Source organism: Hydrogenophaga sp. UC242_53 (assembly GCF_042696965.1).
In the GTDB taxonomy this organism is placed as follows: Bacteria; Pseudomonadota; Gammaproteobacteria; order Burkholderiales; family Burkholderiaceae_C; genus Hydrogenophaga.
This window is the reverse complement of sequence record NZ_CP170552.1, coordinates 1,877,457-1,893,448: the sequence shown is the minus strand read 5'-3', so window position 1 is coordinate 1,893,448 and position 15,992 is coordinate 1,877,457. Positions and strand designations below refer to the sequence as shown.

The following is a 15,992-nucleotide window of genomic DNA, read 5'->3' as shown; positions in this document are numbered from 1 at the left end:
CCGGGAACGATGTGGGCCGGCGGGATGATCGATGTGTCACTGGGAAACCTCCGTGAACCGATTCAAGCCGGCGTGGTCTCTGAGACCTGGGCGTCGCTCGACGCCCCGTGCCCGTAGCCGTAGCCGTACCCATAGGCATCCTGATCGCCACCATGCACCTGGTTGAGCACCATGAGCTTGATCGGGCACGACTCGATCGTCGTCAGCGCGTGCCGGACCTGGGACTGCAGGGTCTTCTCGGCCTGCACCACCACCACGATCTGGCCCATGTGCGTTGCGCAGCACGCGGGATTCGGTGGTCAGCAGCAGGGGTGGCGAATCAAAGATGATGATGCGGTCGGGGTAACGGTGGCCCATCTCTTCAATCAGATCGGTCATCGCGTCGCTGGCCAGCAGCTCCGTGGCGCGCGGATGCGGCGTGCCGCTGGGCAGCAGGCTGAGCTTGTCGATGTTGGTGCGCAGCAGCGTGTCCGACATCTCCATCTGCTTGTTCGTCAGCAGGTCCAGCAGGCCGGGGCCGGGCGGCAGGCCCAGCGTTTTCATGATCGAAGGGCGGGACACGTCGGCATCGACCAGCAGGACCGTGTAGTCCAGCTCCATGGCGATGCTCATCGCCAGGTTGATGGCGGTGAAGCTCTTGCCTTCGCCGGGCATGGCGCTGGTCACCATGATGCGGTTGCCATGCTGCACGACCGAGGCCCCCTTGCCGGTTGCATTGGCGATCAGGGGGCGTTTGATGACACGGTACTGGTCGGCGATGGCGGCGCGCGGCGCGTTCGGCGTGACGAAGCCCGCCTCGGTGAGCCCGGCCAGATCGAGGCGCACGCTCTTGGAGACGGTCTTGGCGGCCTCTTTCATCACGGGCGCAGGCTTGGCGGCAGCGGCCACAGGCGCCGTGGTTTCGGGTGCGCTGGTGGGCGCCGCGGCGGCATCGGGCACCGCCGGCATGTCGGCGCCGGCCTGTCGCAGTTGCTCAAGCCGTTGGGCTGCTTTTTCAATCAAGCTGGACATGTTTTCAGATCACCTTCAAAGGCTCGATCGGTACGACAAGGTCACCATACCGATGAGGAACAACACGACCAAGGCCATGATGGCCAGCAGGAAACGCCGCAGGCTTCGGGATTCGCGCCGGCGCATGGCGTCGTTCTTGACCAGGGTCACCACGCCCAGCAGGGGCAGCTCGGTGGCACCACGCAAGGCCGAGGCATCGAAGAACACCGGGCGCAGCTGACTGACCAGGAAGGTCACGCCAACACCCGCGGCCAGCGCGGCCAGCAGGGCCACGGGCAACAGCAGTGCGCGGTTGGGGGCCACCGGGCGGCGCGAGACCTGCGGCGGTTCGACCACGCGGAAGTCGGCCAGGTTGGAGGTGCTTTCCAGCTCGCCGCTCATCAACACGGTCTCGCGGCGCGACACCAGGTCCTGGTAGTTCTTGCGGTGGATTTCGTAGTCGCGGTTGAGCTGGGCCAGCTCGGCTTCCATCTGCGGCGCCACCTTGAGCTGCTCGCGCAGGCGGGCCGAGCGGCCTTCGTATTCGCCGACGCGGGCGCGCAAGGACGCCACCTGCACTTCGGCCGAGGCCAGCGTGCGCGTGATTTCCACGATGGCCGGGTTGTTCTCCACCACCGGCGAGGCGGGCGAGGCCGCGGCGGCGCGGCGCATTTCAGCGATCTCGCGGCGCTTCTGGTCTTCCAGTTCCTTGATCAGGCGGCGCGTGTTGAGCACGTCCGGGTGCTGGTCCGTGAAGCGTTGCAGCAGGGCGTCCAGGCTGCGCTTGAGCGCATCGATGCGGGAATCCAGGTCGGGCGTTGCGCAAGTTCAGCGACGAGGTGTCGGGCGCGGTCCGCGCCATGCTGCGCGCCTGCTCCAGCTGCTTGCGCGCGGCCTCGCGGGCGCTCTCGGCTTCGCGCAGCTCCAGGCGGGCCTGGCTGAGCGTGCTCAGCATCTCGGCCATGCGGCCGGCCACATCGAGACCCCCCTGCCCTTGCATGTCCAGGTTGCGCAGGCGGAAATCCTTCAGGCGGGACTCGGCTTCGGACAGCTTGTTCTCGTAGTTCTTGATCTGCTCTTCGATGAACTTGCGGGCGTTGTCGGAATCGGTGCCGGCGGCGCCCTTGCCCGACTCGACAAAGATCGTCAGCAGCGACTTGACCACCTGCAGCGAACGCTCCGGGTTCTCGTCGCGGTACGACAGGGTGTAGAGGTTGTCGCGCCCCGTCGAGCGGATGGCGAGCGACTTGAACAGGTTGTCCACCAGGGCATCGCGCTGCGCCTTGGTTTGGCCCGCGGTTTCCAGCTGGGCCATCTGCATGAGCTTTTCCACCGTCGGCCGGTTGATCAGCGTGCGGCTGAGCATTGCGCAGCCTGCTGCTCCACATCGGGCTGGATTGCCAGACCGGTCATGAGCGGGCGCAGGATCGACTGGGTGTCGACGTACACCCGCGACGTCGCCTCGTAGCGATCGGGGATCATCAACACGCCGGCGGCGCCCACGGCGGCCACGATCCAGGCGATCAGCACCCCGAGTCGGCGGTATTTCCACATGCCCCGCAGGGTGGTGGAGATTTGGTTCAGGAGATCGTGCATGCAGAAATCTGTGTGTGACAGCAGAACAGCGAGGGACTGGCTGGTCGCCCGACCAACCCCGAGGCCGACCGGACGGCGGCCTTAGAACCAGCCCTGCGGGATGATGAGAATGTCGCCGGGCAGCATTTCCACGTTGGCGGAAATGTCGCCGCGCTTGACCAGGTCCTGCAGCCGCACGCTGTAGCGCTTGTTGCTCTCAGCGGCGCGCACGATGGTGGCCTTGTTGCCGTCGGCGAAGTCGGTCAGCCCGCCCACCGCGATCATCACGTCCATGACCGTCATCTTCTGCTTGTAGGGCAGGAACTGCGGCTTGGTGGCTTCACCCACCACACGGATCTGCTCGCTGTAGGGGCCGACGAAGTTGGTGACGATCACCGTCACGACGGGATCGCGCACGAACTTGCCCAGCGCCTTCTCGACGTCGCGGGCGATTTCGGAGGACGTCTTGCCCTGCGCGACGAGTTCGTCGACCAGCGGCGCGGACACCTTGCCATCGGGGCGCACGGGCACCGTCAGCGAAAGCTCGGGGTTGCGCCACACGGTGATGTTCAGCGTGTCGCCCGGTCCCACCAGGTAGTTGTAGTTGGCGGTGCTGCGCCACCACCGGCGCGGCCGGCAGGTTGCTGTTGCTCGCGCAGCCACTGACACCCACCAACAACGCGGTTGCAGCGGCGCCAATGGCGAGAACACGAACGAGACCGGAAGTATGTTTTCGCATGACCCATTTCCTCCATGGAACGGTGAAATGTTAATAAAAGTTAACGCCCTTTTGAATATACCGCAGACATGCGGCAATGGAACGCTTGTAAACGGTAACGAATACCCAAACCCTCCTCTGTCATGAGGAAGCGCACGCTTGTGGCGAAAACATGCATGCGAAGGCCACAACGGGCACACCATTTGGCATCAGGAACGCAACACGCCCGGCCGCTAAAATGCCGGTTGCTCCCGACCTCAACCCAGGAAACCCAGCATGTCCCTCTTCTCCGCCGTCGAAATGGCGCCGCGCGACCCGATTCTGGGTCTGAACGAACAGTTTGCCGCCGACACCAACCCCAACAAAGTCAACCTCGGCGTCGGTGTCTACTTCGACGACAACGGCAAGCTGCCCCTGCTGCAATGCGTGCAGGCGGCCGAGAAGACCATGATGGACAAGCCTGCCGCGCGCGGCTACCTGCCCATCGACGGCATCGCGGCCTACGACGCCGCCGTCAAGAGCCTGGTGTTCGGCAGCGATTCGGAGCCGGTGAAGTCCGGCCGCGTTGCGCACGGTGCAAGCCATCGGCGGCACCGGCGGCCTCAAGATCGGCGCTGACTTCCTCAAGCGCCTCAATCCGAACGCCAAGGTCCTGATCAGCGACCCGAGCTGGGAAAACCACCGCGCCCTCTTCACCAACGCGGGCTTCACGGTCGACAGCTACGCCTACTACGACGCCGACAAGCGCGGCGTCAACTTCGACGGCATGCTGGCCAGCCTGAACGCCGCGCAGCCCGGCACCATCGCCGTGCTGCACGCCTGCTGCCACAACCCGACCGGCTACGACATCACCCCGGCCCAATGGGACCAGGTGATCGCCGCCGTCAAGGCCCGCGGCCTCACGCCTTTCCTGGACATGGCCTACCAGGGCTTTGGCCACGGCATTGCCGAAGACGGCGCGGTCATCGGCAAGTTTGTCGCCGCCGGCCTGACCTTCTTCGTCTCGACCTCGTTCTCCAAGAGCTTCAGCCTGTACGGCGAGCGCGTGGGGGCCCTGTCGGTGCTGTGCGAAAACGCCGAGGAAGCCTCGCGCGTGCTGTCGCAGCTCAAGATCGTGATCCGCACCAACTACTCCAACCCGCCCATCCACGGCGGCGCGGTGGTGGCCGCCGTCCTGAACAACCCGGAGCTGCGCGCCCTGTGGGAAAAGGAACTCGGCGAGATGCGCGTGCGCATCAAGGCCATGCGCCAGAAGCTGGTGGACGGCCTCAAGGCCGCCGGCGTGAAGCAGGACATGGGCTTCATCACCAGCCAGATCGGCATGTTCAGCTACTCCGGCCTGAACAAGGACCAGATGGTGCGCCTGCGCAGCGAGTTCGGCGTCTATGGCACCGACACCGGCCGCATGTGCGTGGCCGCGCTCAACAGCAAGAACATCGACTACGTCTGCCAGGCCATCGCCAAGGTGGTCTGAGTCGGGTCTGACGCAAAAAAGCCGCTCGATGAGCGGCTTTTTTCATGGGCCGTCCCGGGTTCAGCTCCAGATGACCGAGCGCATGGAGATGGAGGCGCCCTGGAAACCGTCGTTGAAAAAGCGCGGCTCCTCCTTGTCGGTGACCGCACCCGCCGTGTACAGCAGCGGCAGGTAGTGCTCCCAGCTGGGGTGCGCCATCTGCGCCACGGTGCCCAGCTGCTGGAAGTCGTTGAGCGCCTCCAGCCGCCCCTGAGCGAGGTGCTCGGCCGTGATGCGGTCGAACTCGATCGCCCATTCGTAGGCCTGGTTGTCGGCCGCGTCCCGGCGCATGGTGCGCAGGTTGTGCACGATGTTGCCGCTGCCCACGATCAGCACACCGCGCTCGCGCAACTGGGCGAGCTGGCGGCCGACAGCGAAATGCTCGGCCGCGGGCCGGCGGTAGTCCATGCTGAGCTGGATGACCGGGATCTCCGCGGCCGGGAACATGGGCTTGAGCACCGACCAGGTGCCGTGGTCCAGGCCCCACTCGCGCTCGTCCAGGTCCAGCGCGCGGCCAGAGCCGGGCTGCCTGACCACCCCACTGATGGCACGGGCCATGGCTGGCGAGCCCGGCGCGGGGTACTGCTGGTCGAACAGGGCCTGCGGAAAGCCGCCGAAGTCGTGGATGGTGGGGGGCTGGCTCATGGCCGTGAGCTGCCAGCCCGGGGTCAGCCAATGCGCCGAAACGCACAGGATCAGGCTGGGCTGCGTGCCCCGCGCGCGCAGTTCCTGGCCCAGGGCCTGCCAGCTGCGGCGCCAGGCGTTGTCCTCGATCGCATTCATGGGGCTGCCATGCCCCAGGAACAGCACCGGCAGGCGCTCGGTGGCAGGCAGCGCGGCGGCCAGGTCGGCCAGACCGGCGGCGGCGGACGTGGGTGAAGGGACGGAGGCCGAAGTGCTCATGTAGGTTCCGAGGGCGGTGGCCGCGAGGGCCCCGCCGGCGATCAATAGGGGGCGACGTTGCATGGGGGGTGGCGATCGGCGGAAAAGCCATGGAGCCCGCCGCCGCGCACGAAGTTCCGGCAGGATTCTTTCACGAAGGTGACAACAACACCCGGGGGTATAGTGTTTTCACCCTTATAGGGACTTGCACATGCTGCTATATTGCACTGCAACATAACCAGATTCGACGCCCATGCTGTACCAGATTTACGAAACCCAGCGCTCGATCATGGAGCCGTTCGCTGACCTGGCCGAGGTCGCGTCCAAGCTCTTCACCAACCCCATGCTGCCGCTGGCCCAACTGCCGGGTGCCCAGCGCATCTCCGCCGGTTACGACCTGATGCACCGGCTGGGCAAGGACTACGAGAAGCCGGTGTTCGGCATCCACACGGTGGATGTGGACGGTGTGGACATCGCGATCCACGAGCGCATCGAGATCGACAAGCCATTCTGCGAGCTGCGCCGCTTCAAGCGTTTCTCCGACGACACCGAGACGCTGGCCAAGCTCAAGGGGCAGCCGGTGGTGCTCATCGTCGCCCCGCTCTCGGGCCACTACGCCACGCTGCTGCGCGACACCGTGCGCACCATGCTCAAGGACCACAAGGTCTACATCACCGACTGGAAGAACGCCCGCCTCGTGCCGATGGCCGATGGCGAGTTCCATCTGGACGACTACGTGAACTACATCCAGGAGTTCATCCGTTACCTGCAGCAGGGCTACGGCAACTGCCACGTGATGAGCGTCTGCCAGCCCACCGTGCCGGTGCTCGCGGCGGTCTCGCTGATGGCCAGCCGGGGCGAGACCACGCCGCTGTCCATGACCATGATGGGCGGCCCCATCGACGCGCGCAAGTCGCCCACGGCGGTGAACAACCTGGCCACCCAGCGCAGCTACGAGTGGTTCGAGAACAACGTGATCTACCGCGTGCCCGACAACTTCCCTGGCGCCGGCCGCCGCGTGTACCCGGGCTTCCTGCAGCACACCGGTTTCGTGGCCATGAACCCCGACCGCCACGCGTCGAGCCACTACGACTACTTCAAGGACCTGATCAAGGGCGACAACTCCAGCGCCGAGAGCCACCGCAAGTTCTACGACGAGTACAACGCCGTGCTCGACATGGACGCCGACTACTACCTCGAAACGATCGAGACGGTGTTCCAGGAATTCAAGCTGGTCAACGGCACCTGGGACGTGAAGAACGAACAGGGTGAGCTGGAGCGCGTGCGTCCGCAGGACATCAAGCGCACCGCCCTGCTCACGGTGGAAGGCGAGCTCGACGACATTTCCGGCTCCGGGCAGACGGCCGCCGCGCACGACCTGTGCACCGGCATCCCGAAGACGCACCAGATGCACTACGAGGCGCAGGGCGCTGGCGACTACGGCATTTTCAGCGGCCGGCGCTGGCGCGACATGGTGCACCCGGTGGTCAAGACCTTCATCCGCGCGCACCAGCCCGCCGCGGATGCCGCGCCTGCCGCAGCGAAGCCGGCCGTGAAAGCGGCCCCCAAGGCCGTGGCGCGCAAACCGGCCGCCAAGGCACCGGCAGCGGCCCGCAAGACGGCCAGCCGCAAGACCACCAAGGCCTGAGCGGCGAAGCCCACGGCGCCCTGGCGGCGCCGGTATATTCGCGGGCATGAACGACCTCGCCCGGCGCATCGACGCCGCCCTGCCGCAGACCCAGTGCACGCGTTGCGGTTACCCCGACTGCGCGAGCTATGCGCAGGCCATCGCGGACGGCGAAGCGGGCATCAACCAGTGTCCCCCCGGCGGGGCCGAAGGCATCGAGCGGCTCTCCGCCCTCACCGGCCAGCCCGTGCAGGCGCTGGACCACCGCTTCGGCATCGAAGGCCCGGTCACCGTGGCGGTGATCGACGAGGCCTGGTGCATCGGCTGCACGCTGTGCATCCAGGCCTGCCCCACCGACGCCATCCTCGGCATCCACAAGCGCATGCACACCGTGGTGGAGCCCTATTGCACCGGCTGCGAGCTGTGCCTGCCGGTCTGCCCCGTGGACTGCATCTCGCTGGAAATCGTGAGCGGTGAACGCACCGGCTGGCAGGCCTGGTCGTCCGAACAGGCCGCGCAGGGGCGCGAGCGCTACAGCCTGCGGCAACAGCGCCTGGCGCGCGAGAAGCGGGAACACGAAGTGCGGCTGGAAACGAAGGCGCGCGAGAAACTGGCCGATCTGGCCGCGCACTCGAAGATCAGCGACGAGGCCGTGCTGGACAAGAAGCGCGCCGTGATCGAAGCCGCGCTGGCCCGTTCCCGAGCCAGGCGCGGGCAGACCGGCGGCTGACCCGCCCCTTCAGGCGCCCTGGCGCGCGGCCACGGTCTTGTAGACGCCGCAGCCCACGTAGAGATCGTCGATCTTCATCACGTAGGACATCTTGGCCTGGATGGCGCCGGTGACCGGGTTGGCGATGTCGTACTCCACCCAGCCCTCACCCGCCTCACCCTGCGCGACGATGGCGTTGAGCAAGGCCTGCCCGTCGACACCCGCGATGTCCTGCACCCGGCTGCCCACCTTCTCCGGCTTGCCGCCGAAGGCGCGGTAGACGCCCGTGCTGTCGAGCGCGAACACGTACATGTCGCGGTCGTGAAAGCCACTGGAGGGCTCGGTGATCGAGCGCGAAAACGCCTCGCGCCCACCTTGTTTGCGCTGCGCCAAGGCACGGCTCACCAGTTGCATGGCCTCATCGGCCGTGCCTTGCTGCAGCATGAAGGAGGACACCGCTTTCGACAGGTGGGCCGCGCGCTGCTCCAGCTGGTTGGCCTGCTGCACCGCGCGTTCCACCATCTGGGCGTTGTGCTGGGTGATCTGATCGAGCTGGGTCACGGCCGCCGAGATCTCGCTCAGGCCGGTGCTCTGCTCGGCGCTCGACGCGGAGATCAGCGACATGTTGGCCGCCACGCCGCGCACGCCGGTGACGATCTGACCGATGCTGTTGCCGGCCGTGCGGATCTGGGCCACGCCCGCCTCCACCTGGCTGCGCGAGGCTTCGATCAGCTCGCGGATTTCCTTGGCCGAGGCGGACGAGCGCTGGGCCAGCGTGCGCACCTCGGCGGCCACCACCGCGAAACCCCGGCCCTGTTCACCGGCCCGAGCGGCTTCCACCGCCGCGTTCAGCGCGAGGATGTTGGTCTGGAACGCGATGCTGTCGATCACGCCGATGATCTCGTTCATCTGCTGCGCGCTCTTCTGGATGCCTTCGACCGACTCGACCGCATGGCCCATGTACTTCGCACCCGACTCGGCCACGTCGCGCACCTGCGCGGCCTGCTGGTCGGACTCGCCCGCGGTGCGGGCGTTCTGCTGCACCGTGCCCGAGAGCTCGTGCACGCTGGCCGCCGTCTGCTCCAGGTTCGCGGCCTGCTGCTCCGTGCGGTCGGCGAGGTCGCGGTTGCCCATCGCCAGGCTCTTGCCGGCGTGGGCGACGAGCGCGGAATTGCTGCGCACCTCGGCCACCATGGCCGAGAGGTTGCCGATCGTGCGGTCCAGCAGGCGCGCCAGCTCGGCCAGTTCGTCGCTGCCCTGCACGCGAATGGTGGACCGCAGGTTGCCCGACACCGTCTGCCCCATGGCGCCGAGCACCTGCTGGAAGTCCGCGGTGAAGCTGACGTAGAACGAGACCATGAGGTAGGCCAGCAGGGCCAGGCCTGCGATCGCGACCATCAGGGCGCCGCCGTGCAGCCCGTCAGGGCCTTGCAGGCCCCAGGCGAGCAGCAGGGGCAGGACCGACGAGGCCGCGAGCAGCAGAAGCTTGCCGCGCAGGCGGAACCGGCGCATCAGGGCGATGCCGGGCAACAGCGGATGGAATCCGGACATGGGTGTACCGCTCCTCGGTGTGAATGGGTTCTTATCGGTGCCGCGCCATCCGCCTTGAGCCGGGGAAACCCCGTGGGCTCAGTGCAGACCGGCGATGGCGGACTGGCGGGCTTCGAAATGCCGGAACAGCTGCACGGCCATCATCCGCAGCGTGTCGTCGGCCATGTTGTGGGCATGCGCAAGTTGTTCCAGCGCGTAGCGGCGGTCGCAGATCATCAGCGCCCGGCTCACGCACATGCCCTGGGACGACATGCGCAGGCAGAAGTGCTCCAGCAGTTCGGCGGGCCAGGCGGGCGCCATGCCCCGCCCCAGCCAGCTGGACGCGCTGGCAAGGTCGTTCGAATCTTGGCCGGGTGACGGGTTCATGCGGAACTCCTGCGACAAGGGGTGGGCCGCGCCACCCTTGGCACAGCCTTCACAGGTCACAAGATTAAGTTCGCGGCCCGGGCCGCGGTGCGCCGAACAGCGCCCGAAAAGCCGCCCTGCTCCGGGCGCTCGGCCGCTCGTCCCGGGAATCAGGCCGGCTGGGCGGCCAGGCGCGCGAACGCGTCCACCACTTCGGGGGGCGCCTGCACCAGTTCGATCAGCACGCCCTCGCCCGCGATGGGGAATTCCTCATTCGCCTTGGGGTGCAGGAAGGTGATGTCGAAGCCCGCCGCGCCCTGGCGGATGCCGCCCGGCGCAAAGCGCACGCCCTGGGCGCCGAGCCACTGCACGGCGGTGGGCAGGTCGTCGATCCACAGGCCGATGTGGTTGAGCGGCGTGGTGTGCACCGCCGGCTTCTTCTCGGGGTCCAGCGGCTGCATCAGGTCGACCTCGACCTTGAACGGGCCGGCGCCGATGGCGCAGATGTCCTCGTCCACGTTCTCGCGTTCGCTGCGGAAGGTGCCCGTGACCTCCAGGCCCAGCATGTCGACCCAGAGCTTCTGCAGGCGCTGCTTGTCGGGCCCGCCGATGGCGATCTGCTGGATGCCCAGCACCTTGAAAGGACGTGAGGAGGAAGGCATGTCTCAATGAACTCCGTTGAGGGAAACGGGCGCGCGCTCCAGCGCCCAGACCGTGGCCGGTGGCAGGTTGGCCCAGACCGAGGCCGAGCGCCGCCAGTGCCAGCCCGGGGGAATGCCGTTGAAGGGCCGCAGGTGCGGCGCCGCGTAGGTGTACTGGATCAGGCGCGAGCCCGGCTGGCGGCCGATCAAGCTCAGCATGGCGTTCACGCACTCGCGGGCTTCGTCACGCGGCATGGACAGCAGCGGCAGGGACGACACCAGCGTGACGGGCGAGCGCGCCTCGATCGTGAGCTGGTTCACGTCGGAGGCACAGTGGTTGAGCACCTCGGCCAGCGGGAAGGCGTGGCGCAGCAGGCGGGCGAAGTCGGGGTCGCGCTCGATCACCACGAAACGCTCCAGCGCCGCGAACGACATGGCCAGCTCGCGCGTGATGGCACCGGTGCCCGCGCCCACCTCGATCAGCACGCCAGGCTGGCTGCGCCAGACCTCGCTCACGATGGCCCGGGCCAGTGCCCGGGAAGCCGGTGCGATGGCACCCATGCGGCGCGGATCGCGCAAACATCCCAGGGCGAAAGCCAGACCATGCTTCATGCGAATCCTTCAGAGCCGGGTGGCTTTGCAGGTTAGCGCATTTCACGGCCCGCTGTCCGTATCCAAAGGTGCCCACCCGCGCCTCAACCGAATTCGACGATCGGCTGGTCCACCACCAGCGACTCGCCCATCTTCGCCAGCACCTTGGAGACCACGCCGTCGGCGGCGGCGAACAGCACGTTTTCCATCTTCATGGCCTCGATCACGGCCACGCGCTCGCCGGCCTGCACCTTCTGGCCCGGCTGCACCGCCACCTCGACCAGCAGGCCCGGCATGGGCGAGAGCACGTATTTGCTCATGTCGGCCGGCGCCTTGAACGGCATGAGGGCGTGCAGCTCGGCCATGCGCGGCGACACCACCATGGTCTCGATGCGCGTGCCGTTGTGCTGCACCACCAGGGCCAGCGGGTTGCGCGGCGTGCCGCGCTCGATCTGCGCCGTGTAGGGCTGGCCGTTGCAGGTGCCGGTCACGCAGATGTCGTTCAGGCGCGAGGGGCTGGACATCGCGTAGCGCTTGCCGTCCACGGTCACCACGGCCGAGCCGAGCTGGCCCACCACCTCGTCCACATGCACGGACTTGTAGGCGTGTTCGCCCTGGGCGTCGAGCACGATCACCGAGTAGTCGTGGCCCACCTTCACGCCATAGCCGGGCAACTGGCCCGACAGGCCAGCCGCGCGCTCGCGCGACTTGCGCCGCACGAAGGCGGCCAGGGCGACGAGGAAGTCCGGGTCGCTGTGCGGCACGTCTTCGGCGCGGAAACCCTGGCCATAGTGCTCGGCGATGAAACCGGTGTTGAAGTCGCCCGCGACGAATTTCGGGTGCGCCAGCAGCGCGGCCTGGAAGGGAATGTTGCTGCTGATGCCCCGGATCACGAAGCCATTGAGCGCCTCGCGCATCTTGGCAATCGCGTCCAGCCGGTCCTTGCCGTGCACGATGAGCTTGGCGATCATCGAGTCGTAGAACATCGGAATCTCGCCACCGTCCTGCACACCGGTGTCCACGCGCACGCCGAGCAGATCGGCGGTGTTGCCCTGGAACATGGTCTGCGCCGGCGGCGCGAAACGCACCAGACGGCCGGTGCTGGGCAGGAAGTTGCGGAACGGGTCCTCGGCGTTGATGCGGCATTCGATGGCCCAGCCGTTGCGCTGCACCTGGGCCTGCGTCAGCGGCAGCTTCTCGCCGGCCGCCACGCGGATCATCAGCTCCACCAGGTCCAGCCCGGTGATGCACTCCGTCACCGGGTGCTCGACCTGCAGGCGCGTGTTCATCTCCAGGAAGTAGAAGTCCTGGTTCTTGCCGACCACGAACTCCACCGTGCCCGCGCTCTGGTACTTCACCGCCTTGGCCAGGGCCACGGCCTGCTCGCCCATGGCCTTGCGCGTGGCCTCCGAGATGAAGGGCGATGGCGCCTCTTCGATCACCTTCTGGTGGCGGCGCTGGATGGAGCATTCACGCTCGTTGAGGTAGATCACGTTGCCGTGCGAATCGCCCAGCACCTGGATCTCGATGTGGCGCGGCTCCTGCACGAACTTCTCGATGAAGATGCGGTCGTCGCCGAAGCTGTTGCGCGCCTCGTTGCGGCAACTGGTGAAGCCCTCCAGCGCTTCCTTGTCGTTGAAGGCCACGCGCAGGCCCTTGCCGCCGCCGCCCGCGCTGGCCTTGATCATCACGGGGTAGCCGATGTCGCGGGCGATCTCCACCGCGCGGTCGGCGGATTCGATCGCGTCGTTCCAGCCCGGGATGGTGTTGACCTTGGCGGCGTTGGCCAGCTTCTTCGAAGCGATCTTGTCGCCCATGGCCGCGATGCTGAAGTGCTTGGGACCGATGAAGGCCATGCCCTCGTCTTCCACGCGCTTGGCGAAGGCCTCGTTCTCCGACAGGAAGCCATAGCCCGGGTGGATGGCCTGGGCGCCGGTGCGCTTGGCGGCCTCGATGATCTTGTCCGCGACCAGGTAGGACTCGCGCGAGGGCGCGGGGCCGAGCAGCACGGCCTCGTCGGCCAGCTGCACGTGGCGCGCCTCCTTGTCGGCCTCGGAATACACCGCCACCGTGGCGATGCCCATCTTCTTCGCGGTGGCGATCACGCGGCAGGCGATCTCGCCGCGGTTGGCAATCAGGATCTTGGTAAACATCATTTGTCCAATCTGTTCTTTACCGACTCATGTCCGGAGCAACATTCCAGAAGTGCCGCGGAACCGGCTTTGCCGGGCCGCTGGCGCTGCCCCCTTGAGGGGGTGACGCGCGAAGCGCGGCGCGGTGGTGGGCCTGTTCACAGCGGAATGTTGCCGTGCTTGCGCCACGGGTTCTCGAGCTTCTTGTCCTTCAGCATCACCAGGCTGCGGCAGATGCGCTTGCGCGTCTCGTGCGGCAGGATGACGTCGTCGATGAAGCCGCGCGCGCCCGCCACGAAGGGGTTGGCGAAGCGGGCCTTGTACTCGGCCTCGCGCTGCGCGAGCTTGACCGGGTCCTTCTTCTCTTCGCGGAAGATGATCTCCACCGCGCCCTTGGCGCCCATCACCGCGATCTCGGCGTTGGGCCAGGCGAAATTCACGTCGCCGCGCAGGTGCTTGGAGCTCATCACGTCGTAGGCGCCGCCGTAGGCCTTGCGCGTGATCACGGTGATCTTGGGCACTGTGCACTCGGCGTACGCGTAGAGCAGCTTGGCGCCGTGCTTGATGATGCCGCCGTACTCCTGCGAGGTGCCGGGCATGAAGCCGGGCACGTCCACGAAGGTAACCACCGGGATGTTGAAGGCATCGCAGAAGCGCACGAAGCGCGCGGCCTTGATCGAGCTCTTGATGTCCAGGCAGCCGGCCAGCACCAGCGGCTGGTTGGCCAGCGATGCCCACGGTCTGGCCGTCCATGCGGGCGAAGCCGATCAGGATGTTCTTGGCGTACTCGGGCTGCAGCTCGAAGAAGTCGCCGTCGTCCACCGTCTTGACGATGAGCTCCTTCATGTCGTACGGCTTGTTCGGGTTCTCGGGCACCAGCGAGTCCAGGCTCAGTTCCATGCGGTCGATCGGGTCGCCGCTGGGGCGCACCGGCGCCTTCTCGCGGTTGTTGAGCGGCAGGTAGTTGTAGAGGCGGCGCAGCATCAGCAGCGCCTCCACGTCGTTCTCGAAGGCCAGGTCGGCCACACCGCTCTTGGTGGTGTGCGTGATGGCACCGCCCAGTTCCTCGGAGGTCACCTCCTCGTGCGTCACCGTCTTCACCACCTCGGGGCCGGTGACGAACATGTAGCTCGAGTCCTTGACCATGAAGATGAAGTCGGTCATGGCGGGTGAGTACACCGCGCCGCCGGCCGAGGGGCCCATGATCATGCTGATCTGCGGCACCACGCCCGAGGCCATCACGTTGCGCTGGAACACGTCGGCATAACCGCCGAGCGAGGCCACGCCTTCCTGGATGCGCGCGCCGCCCGAGTCGTTCAGGCCGATCACCGGCGCGCCGACCTTCATCGCCTGGTCCATCACCTTGCAGATCTTCTCCGCGTGCGCTTCGGACAGCGCGCCGCCGAAGACGGTGAAGTCCTGGCTGAACACGAACACCAGGCGGCCGTTGATCATGCCGTAGCCCGTCACCACGCCGTCGCCGGGGATCTTGTTGTCCTGCATGCCGAAGTCAGTGCAGCGGTGCTCGACGAACATGTCCCACTCTTCGAAAGTGCCCTCGTCGAGCAGCACCTCCAGCCGCTCGCGCGCGCTCAGCTTGCCCTTGGCGTGCTGCGCGGCGATGCGCTTCTCGCCACCGCCCAGCCGCGCCGCGGCGCGCTTGCGTTCGAGTTGTTCAAGGATGTCCTGCATGGTGGTTCTCCGGAGGAAACGGTCGGTCAGTCAAAGAGGTCGAGCAGCTGGCGCGCCGCGGTGGACGGCGGCAGTTCGCCCGCCAGCACCCGGCGGGTGGTCTCGTCGAGGTCGGCGCGCACCTGGGGGTGCGCGCGGAAGCGTTGTTTGAGGCCGGCGTCGATGCGTTCCCACATCCAGGCGCGGGCCTGTTGCTGGCGGCGCTGGGCGAGCTGGCCGTTGCCGGTCTGCAGCGCGCGAAAACGCGAGACTTCGGCCCAGAAGGCGTCCACGCCCCGGCCTTGCAGCGCGCTGAGCTGGATCACCTGCGGGTGCCAGAGGCCGTCGTTGTGGTGCGCGTGCTCGGGGTGGCGATGCAGGCCGAGCAGGCGCAGCGAGGAGGTGATCTGCGCGCGCGCGCGCGTGGCGGCGTCGGGGTCCAGGTCGGCCTTGTTGATGACCACCAGGTCGGCCAGCTCCATCACGCCCTTCTTGATCGCCTGCAGGTCGTCGCCCGCGTTGGGCAGCTGCATCAGCACGAACATGTCCGTCATGCCGCTCACCGCGGTCTCGCTCTGGCCCACGCCCACGGTCTCGACGATCACGATGTCGTGGCCGGCCGCTTCGCAGACCATCATGGCCTCGCGCGTCTTTTCGGCCACGCCGCCCAGCGTGCCGCTGCTCGGGCTGGGCCGGATGTAGGCCTGGTCGTGCACCGAGAGTTTTTCCATGCGCGTCTTGTCGCCCAGGATCGAGCCGCCCGAGACGGAAGAGGACGGGTCGATGGTCAGCACCGCCACGCGGTGCCCCTTCCCGATCAGGTACAGGCCCAGCGCCTCGATGAAGGTGCTCTTGCCCACGCCCGGCACGCCGCTGATGCCCAGGCGCAATGCGTTCCCGGTGTGCGGCAGCAAGGCGGTGAGCAGCTCGTCGCCCTGGGCACGGTGGTCCGCGCGGGTGGACTCCAGCAGCGTGATGGCCTTGGCCATGGCGCGGCGCTGCGTGGCAGGCGCGCCACGCACGATGCCTTCCAGCAATGCCTGAGGG

General features: G+C 67.1%; 13 protein-coding genes and 3 pseudogenes. 3 read left to right on the top strand and 13 right to left on the bottom strand.

All coding sequences use genetic code 11. The features are described 5' to 3' along the window. Nucleotides 1-36 precede the first annotated feature (36 nt). From ACFJI0_RS09720 to ACFJI0_RS09700, 5 genes and pseudogenes are all read right to left on the bottom strand, one after another. The gene (locus ACFJI0_RS09720) at nt 37-1,011 is read right to left on the bottom strand and encodes an XrtA-associated tyrosine autokinase (RefSeq protein ID WP_382324561.1); all 975 of its coding nucleotides are present in this window, start codon (nt 1,009-1,011) and stop codon (nt 37-39) included. Between the two features lie 15 nt (nt 1,012-1,026). Next, a complete protein-coding gene (locus ACFJI0_RS09715; protein WP_382324559.1) occupies nt 1,027-1,725 on the bottom strand; it encodes a GNVR domain-containing protein in 699 nt (232 codons plus the stop codon). Continuing rightward, nucleotides 1,664-2,356 carry a hypothetical protein gene (locus ACFJI0_RS09710; RefSeq protein ID WP_382324557.1) on the bottom strand — a complete coding sequence of 231 codons (693 nt, stop codon included), beginning with the start codon at nt 2,354-2,356 and terminating at the stop codon, nt 1,664-1,666. The genes ACFJI0_RS09715 and ACFJI0_RS09710 overlap by 62 nt, the downstream gene beginning before the upstream one ends. Then, nucleotides 2,338-2,586 carry a hypothetical protein gene (locus ACFJI0_RS09705; RefSeq protein ID WP_382324555.1) on the bottom strand — a complete coding sequence of 83 codons (249 nt, stop codon included), beginning with the start codon at nt 2,584-2,586 and terminating at the stop codon, nt 2,338-2,340. Before ACFJI0_RS09705 ends, ACFJI0_RS09710 begins: the two co-directional genes overlap by 19 nt. An 81-nt stretch (nt 2,587-2,667) precedes the next feature. Continuing rightward, nucleotides 2,668-3,304 (bottom strand): annotated as a pseudogene (locus ACFJI0_RS09700) (XrtA/PEP-CTERM system exopolysaccharide export protein). A gap of 255 nt (nt 3,305-3,559) precedes the next feature. Here ACFJI0_RS09700 and ACFJI0_RS09695 point away from each other — a divergent pair. Beyond that, a pseudogene (locus ACFJI0_RS09695) lies at nt 3,560-4,757 on the top strand (amino acid aminotransferase). Nucleotides 4,758-4,817: 60 nt separating this feature from the next. Here ACFJI0_RS09695 and ygiD read toward each other — a convergent pair. Continuing rightward, on the bottom strand, nt 4,818-5,699 hold the full coding sequence (gene ygiD, locus ACFJI0_RS09690) for a 4,5-DOPA dioxygenase extradiol (RefSeq protein WP_382324553.1): 882 nt from the start codon (nt 5,697-5,699) through the stop codon (nt 4,818-4,820). A 232-nt stretch (nt 5,700-5,931) separates the two neighbouring features. On the opposite strand from ygiD, the gene ACFJI0_RS09685 reads away from it, so the two are divergent. Then, nucleotides 5,932-7,326, top strand: a complete 1,395-nt coding sequence (locus tag ACFJI0_RS09685; protein ID WP_382324551.1) for a polyhydroxyalkanoate depolymerase — start codon at nt 5,932-5,934, stop codon at nt 7,324-7,326. 46 nt (nt 7,327-7,372) lie between these two features. Further along, nucleotides 7,373-8,035, top strand: coding sequence for an electron transport complex subunit RsxB (rsxB, locus tag ACFJI0_RS09680; RefSeq protein WP_382324549.1), 663 nt, complete (start codon nt 7,373-7,375; stop codon nt 8,033-8,035). 9 nt (nt 8,036-8,044) lie between these two features. Here rsxB and ACFJI0_RS09675 read toward each other — a convergent pair whose 3' ends face one another. The 7 genes and pseudogenes from ACFJI0_RS09675 to meaB all read right to left on the bottom strand — a co-directional run bounded on the left by ACFJI0_RS09675 (nt 8,045) and on the right by meaB (nt 15,967). After that, on the bottom strand, nt 8,045-9,565 hold the full coding sequence (locus ACFJI0_RS09675; protein ID WP_382324547.1) for a methyl-accepting chemotaxis protein: 1,521 nt from the start codon (nt 9,563-9,565) through the stop codon (nt 8,045-8,047). A gap of 78 nt (nt 9,566-9,643) precedes the next feature. Continuing rightward, nucleotides 9,644-9,931 carry a hypothetical protein gene (locus tag ACFJI0_RS09670; protein WP_382324545.1) on the bottom strand — a complete coding sequence of 96 codons (288 nt, stop codon included), beginning with the start codon at nt 9,929-9,931 and terminating at the stop codon, nt 9,644-9,646. 149 nt (nt 9,932-10,080) lie between these two features. Beyond that, nucleotides 10,081-10,572 carry a VOC family protein gene (locus ACFJI0_RS09665; RefSeq protein ID WP_382324543.1) on the bottom strand — a complete coding sequence of 164 codons (492 nt, stop codon included), beginning with the start codon at nt 10,570-10,572 and terminating at the stop codon, nt 10,081-10,083. Between the two features lie 3 nt (nt 10,573-10,575). Further along, nucleotides 10,576-11,112 carry a class I SAM-dependent methyltransferase gene (locus tag ACFJI0_RS09660; RefSeq protein ID WP_382324541.1) on the bottom strand — a complete coding sequence of 179 codons (537 nt, stop codon included), beginning with the start codon at nt 11,110-11,112 and terminating at the stop codon, nt 10,576-10,578. Nucleotides 11,113-11,246: 134 nt separating this feature from the next. Continuing rightward, nucleotides 11,247-13,295, bottom strand: coding sequence for an acetyl-CoA carboxylase biotin carboxylase subunit (locus ACFJI0_RS09655; protein ID WP_382324539.1), 2,049 nt, complete (start codon nt 13,293-13,295; stop codon nt 11,247-11,249). Nucleotides 13,296-13,432: 137 nt separating this feature from the next. Next, nucleotides 13,433-14,966: pseudogene (locus ACFJI0_RS09650) on the bottom strand (acyl-CoA carboxylase subunit beta). Between the two features lie 26 nt (nt 14,967-14,992). Next, entirely contained in the window at nt 14,993-15,967 is a 975-nt protein-coding gene (gene meaB / locus ACFJI0_RS09645) for a methylmalonyl Co-A mutase-associated GTPase MeaB (RefSeq protein WP_382325593.1), read from the bottom strand. Between the last annotated feature and the right edge of the window lie 25 nt (nt 15,968-15,992).

Coding starts and splice junctions, on each gene's coding strand:
- ACFJI0_RS09720 (WP_382324561.1), bottom strand. CDS start 1,011: ATGTCCAGCTTGATTGAAAAAGCAGCCCAACGGCTTGAGCAACTGCGA.
- ACFJI0_RS09665 (WP_382324543.1), bottom strand. CDS start 10,572: ATGCCTTCCTCCTCACGTCCTTTCAAGGTGCTGGGCATCCAGCAGATC.
- ACFJI0_RS09705 (WP_382324555.1), bottom strand. CDS start 2,586: ATGCACGATCTCCTGAACCAAATCTCCACCACCCTGCGGGGCATGTGG.
- ACFJI0_RS09670 (WP_382324545.1), bottom strand. CDS start 9,931: ATGAACCCGTCACCCGGCCAAGATTCGAACGACCTTGCCAGCGCGTCC.
- ACFJI0_RS09685 (WP_382324551.1), top strand. CDS start 5,932: ATGCTGTACCAGATTTACGAAACCCAGCGCTCGATCATGGAGCCGTTC.
- ACFJI0_RS09675 (WP_382324547.1), bottom strand. CDS start 9,565: ATGTCCGGATTCCATCCGCTGTTGCCCGGCATCGCCCTGATGCGCCGG.
- ACFJI0_RS09710 (WP_382324557.1), bottom strand. CDS start 2,356: ATGCTCAGCCGCACGCTGATCAACCGGCCGACGGTGGAAAAGCTCATG.
- ygiD (WP_382324553.1), bottom strand. CDS start 5,699: ATGAGCACTTCGGCCTCCGTCCCTTCACCCACGTCCGCCGCCGCCGGT.
- ACFJI0_RS09655 (WP_382324539.1), bottom strand. CDS start 13,295: ATGTTTACCAAGATCCTGATTGCCAACCGCGGCGAGATCGCCTGCCGC.
- rsxB (WP_382324549.1), top strand. CDS start 7,373: ATGAACGACCTCGCCCGGCGCATCGACGCCGCCCTGCCGCAGACCCAG.
- ACFJI0_RS09660 (WP_382324541.1), bottom strand. CDS start 11,112: ATGGGTGCCATCGCACCGGCTTCCCGGGCACTGGCCCGGGCCATCGTG.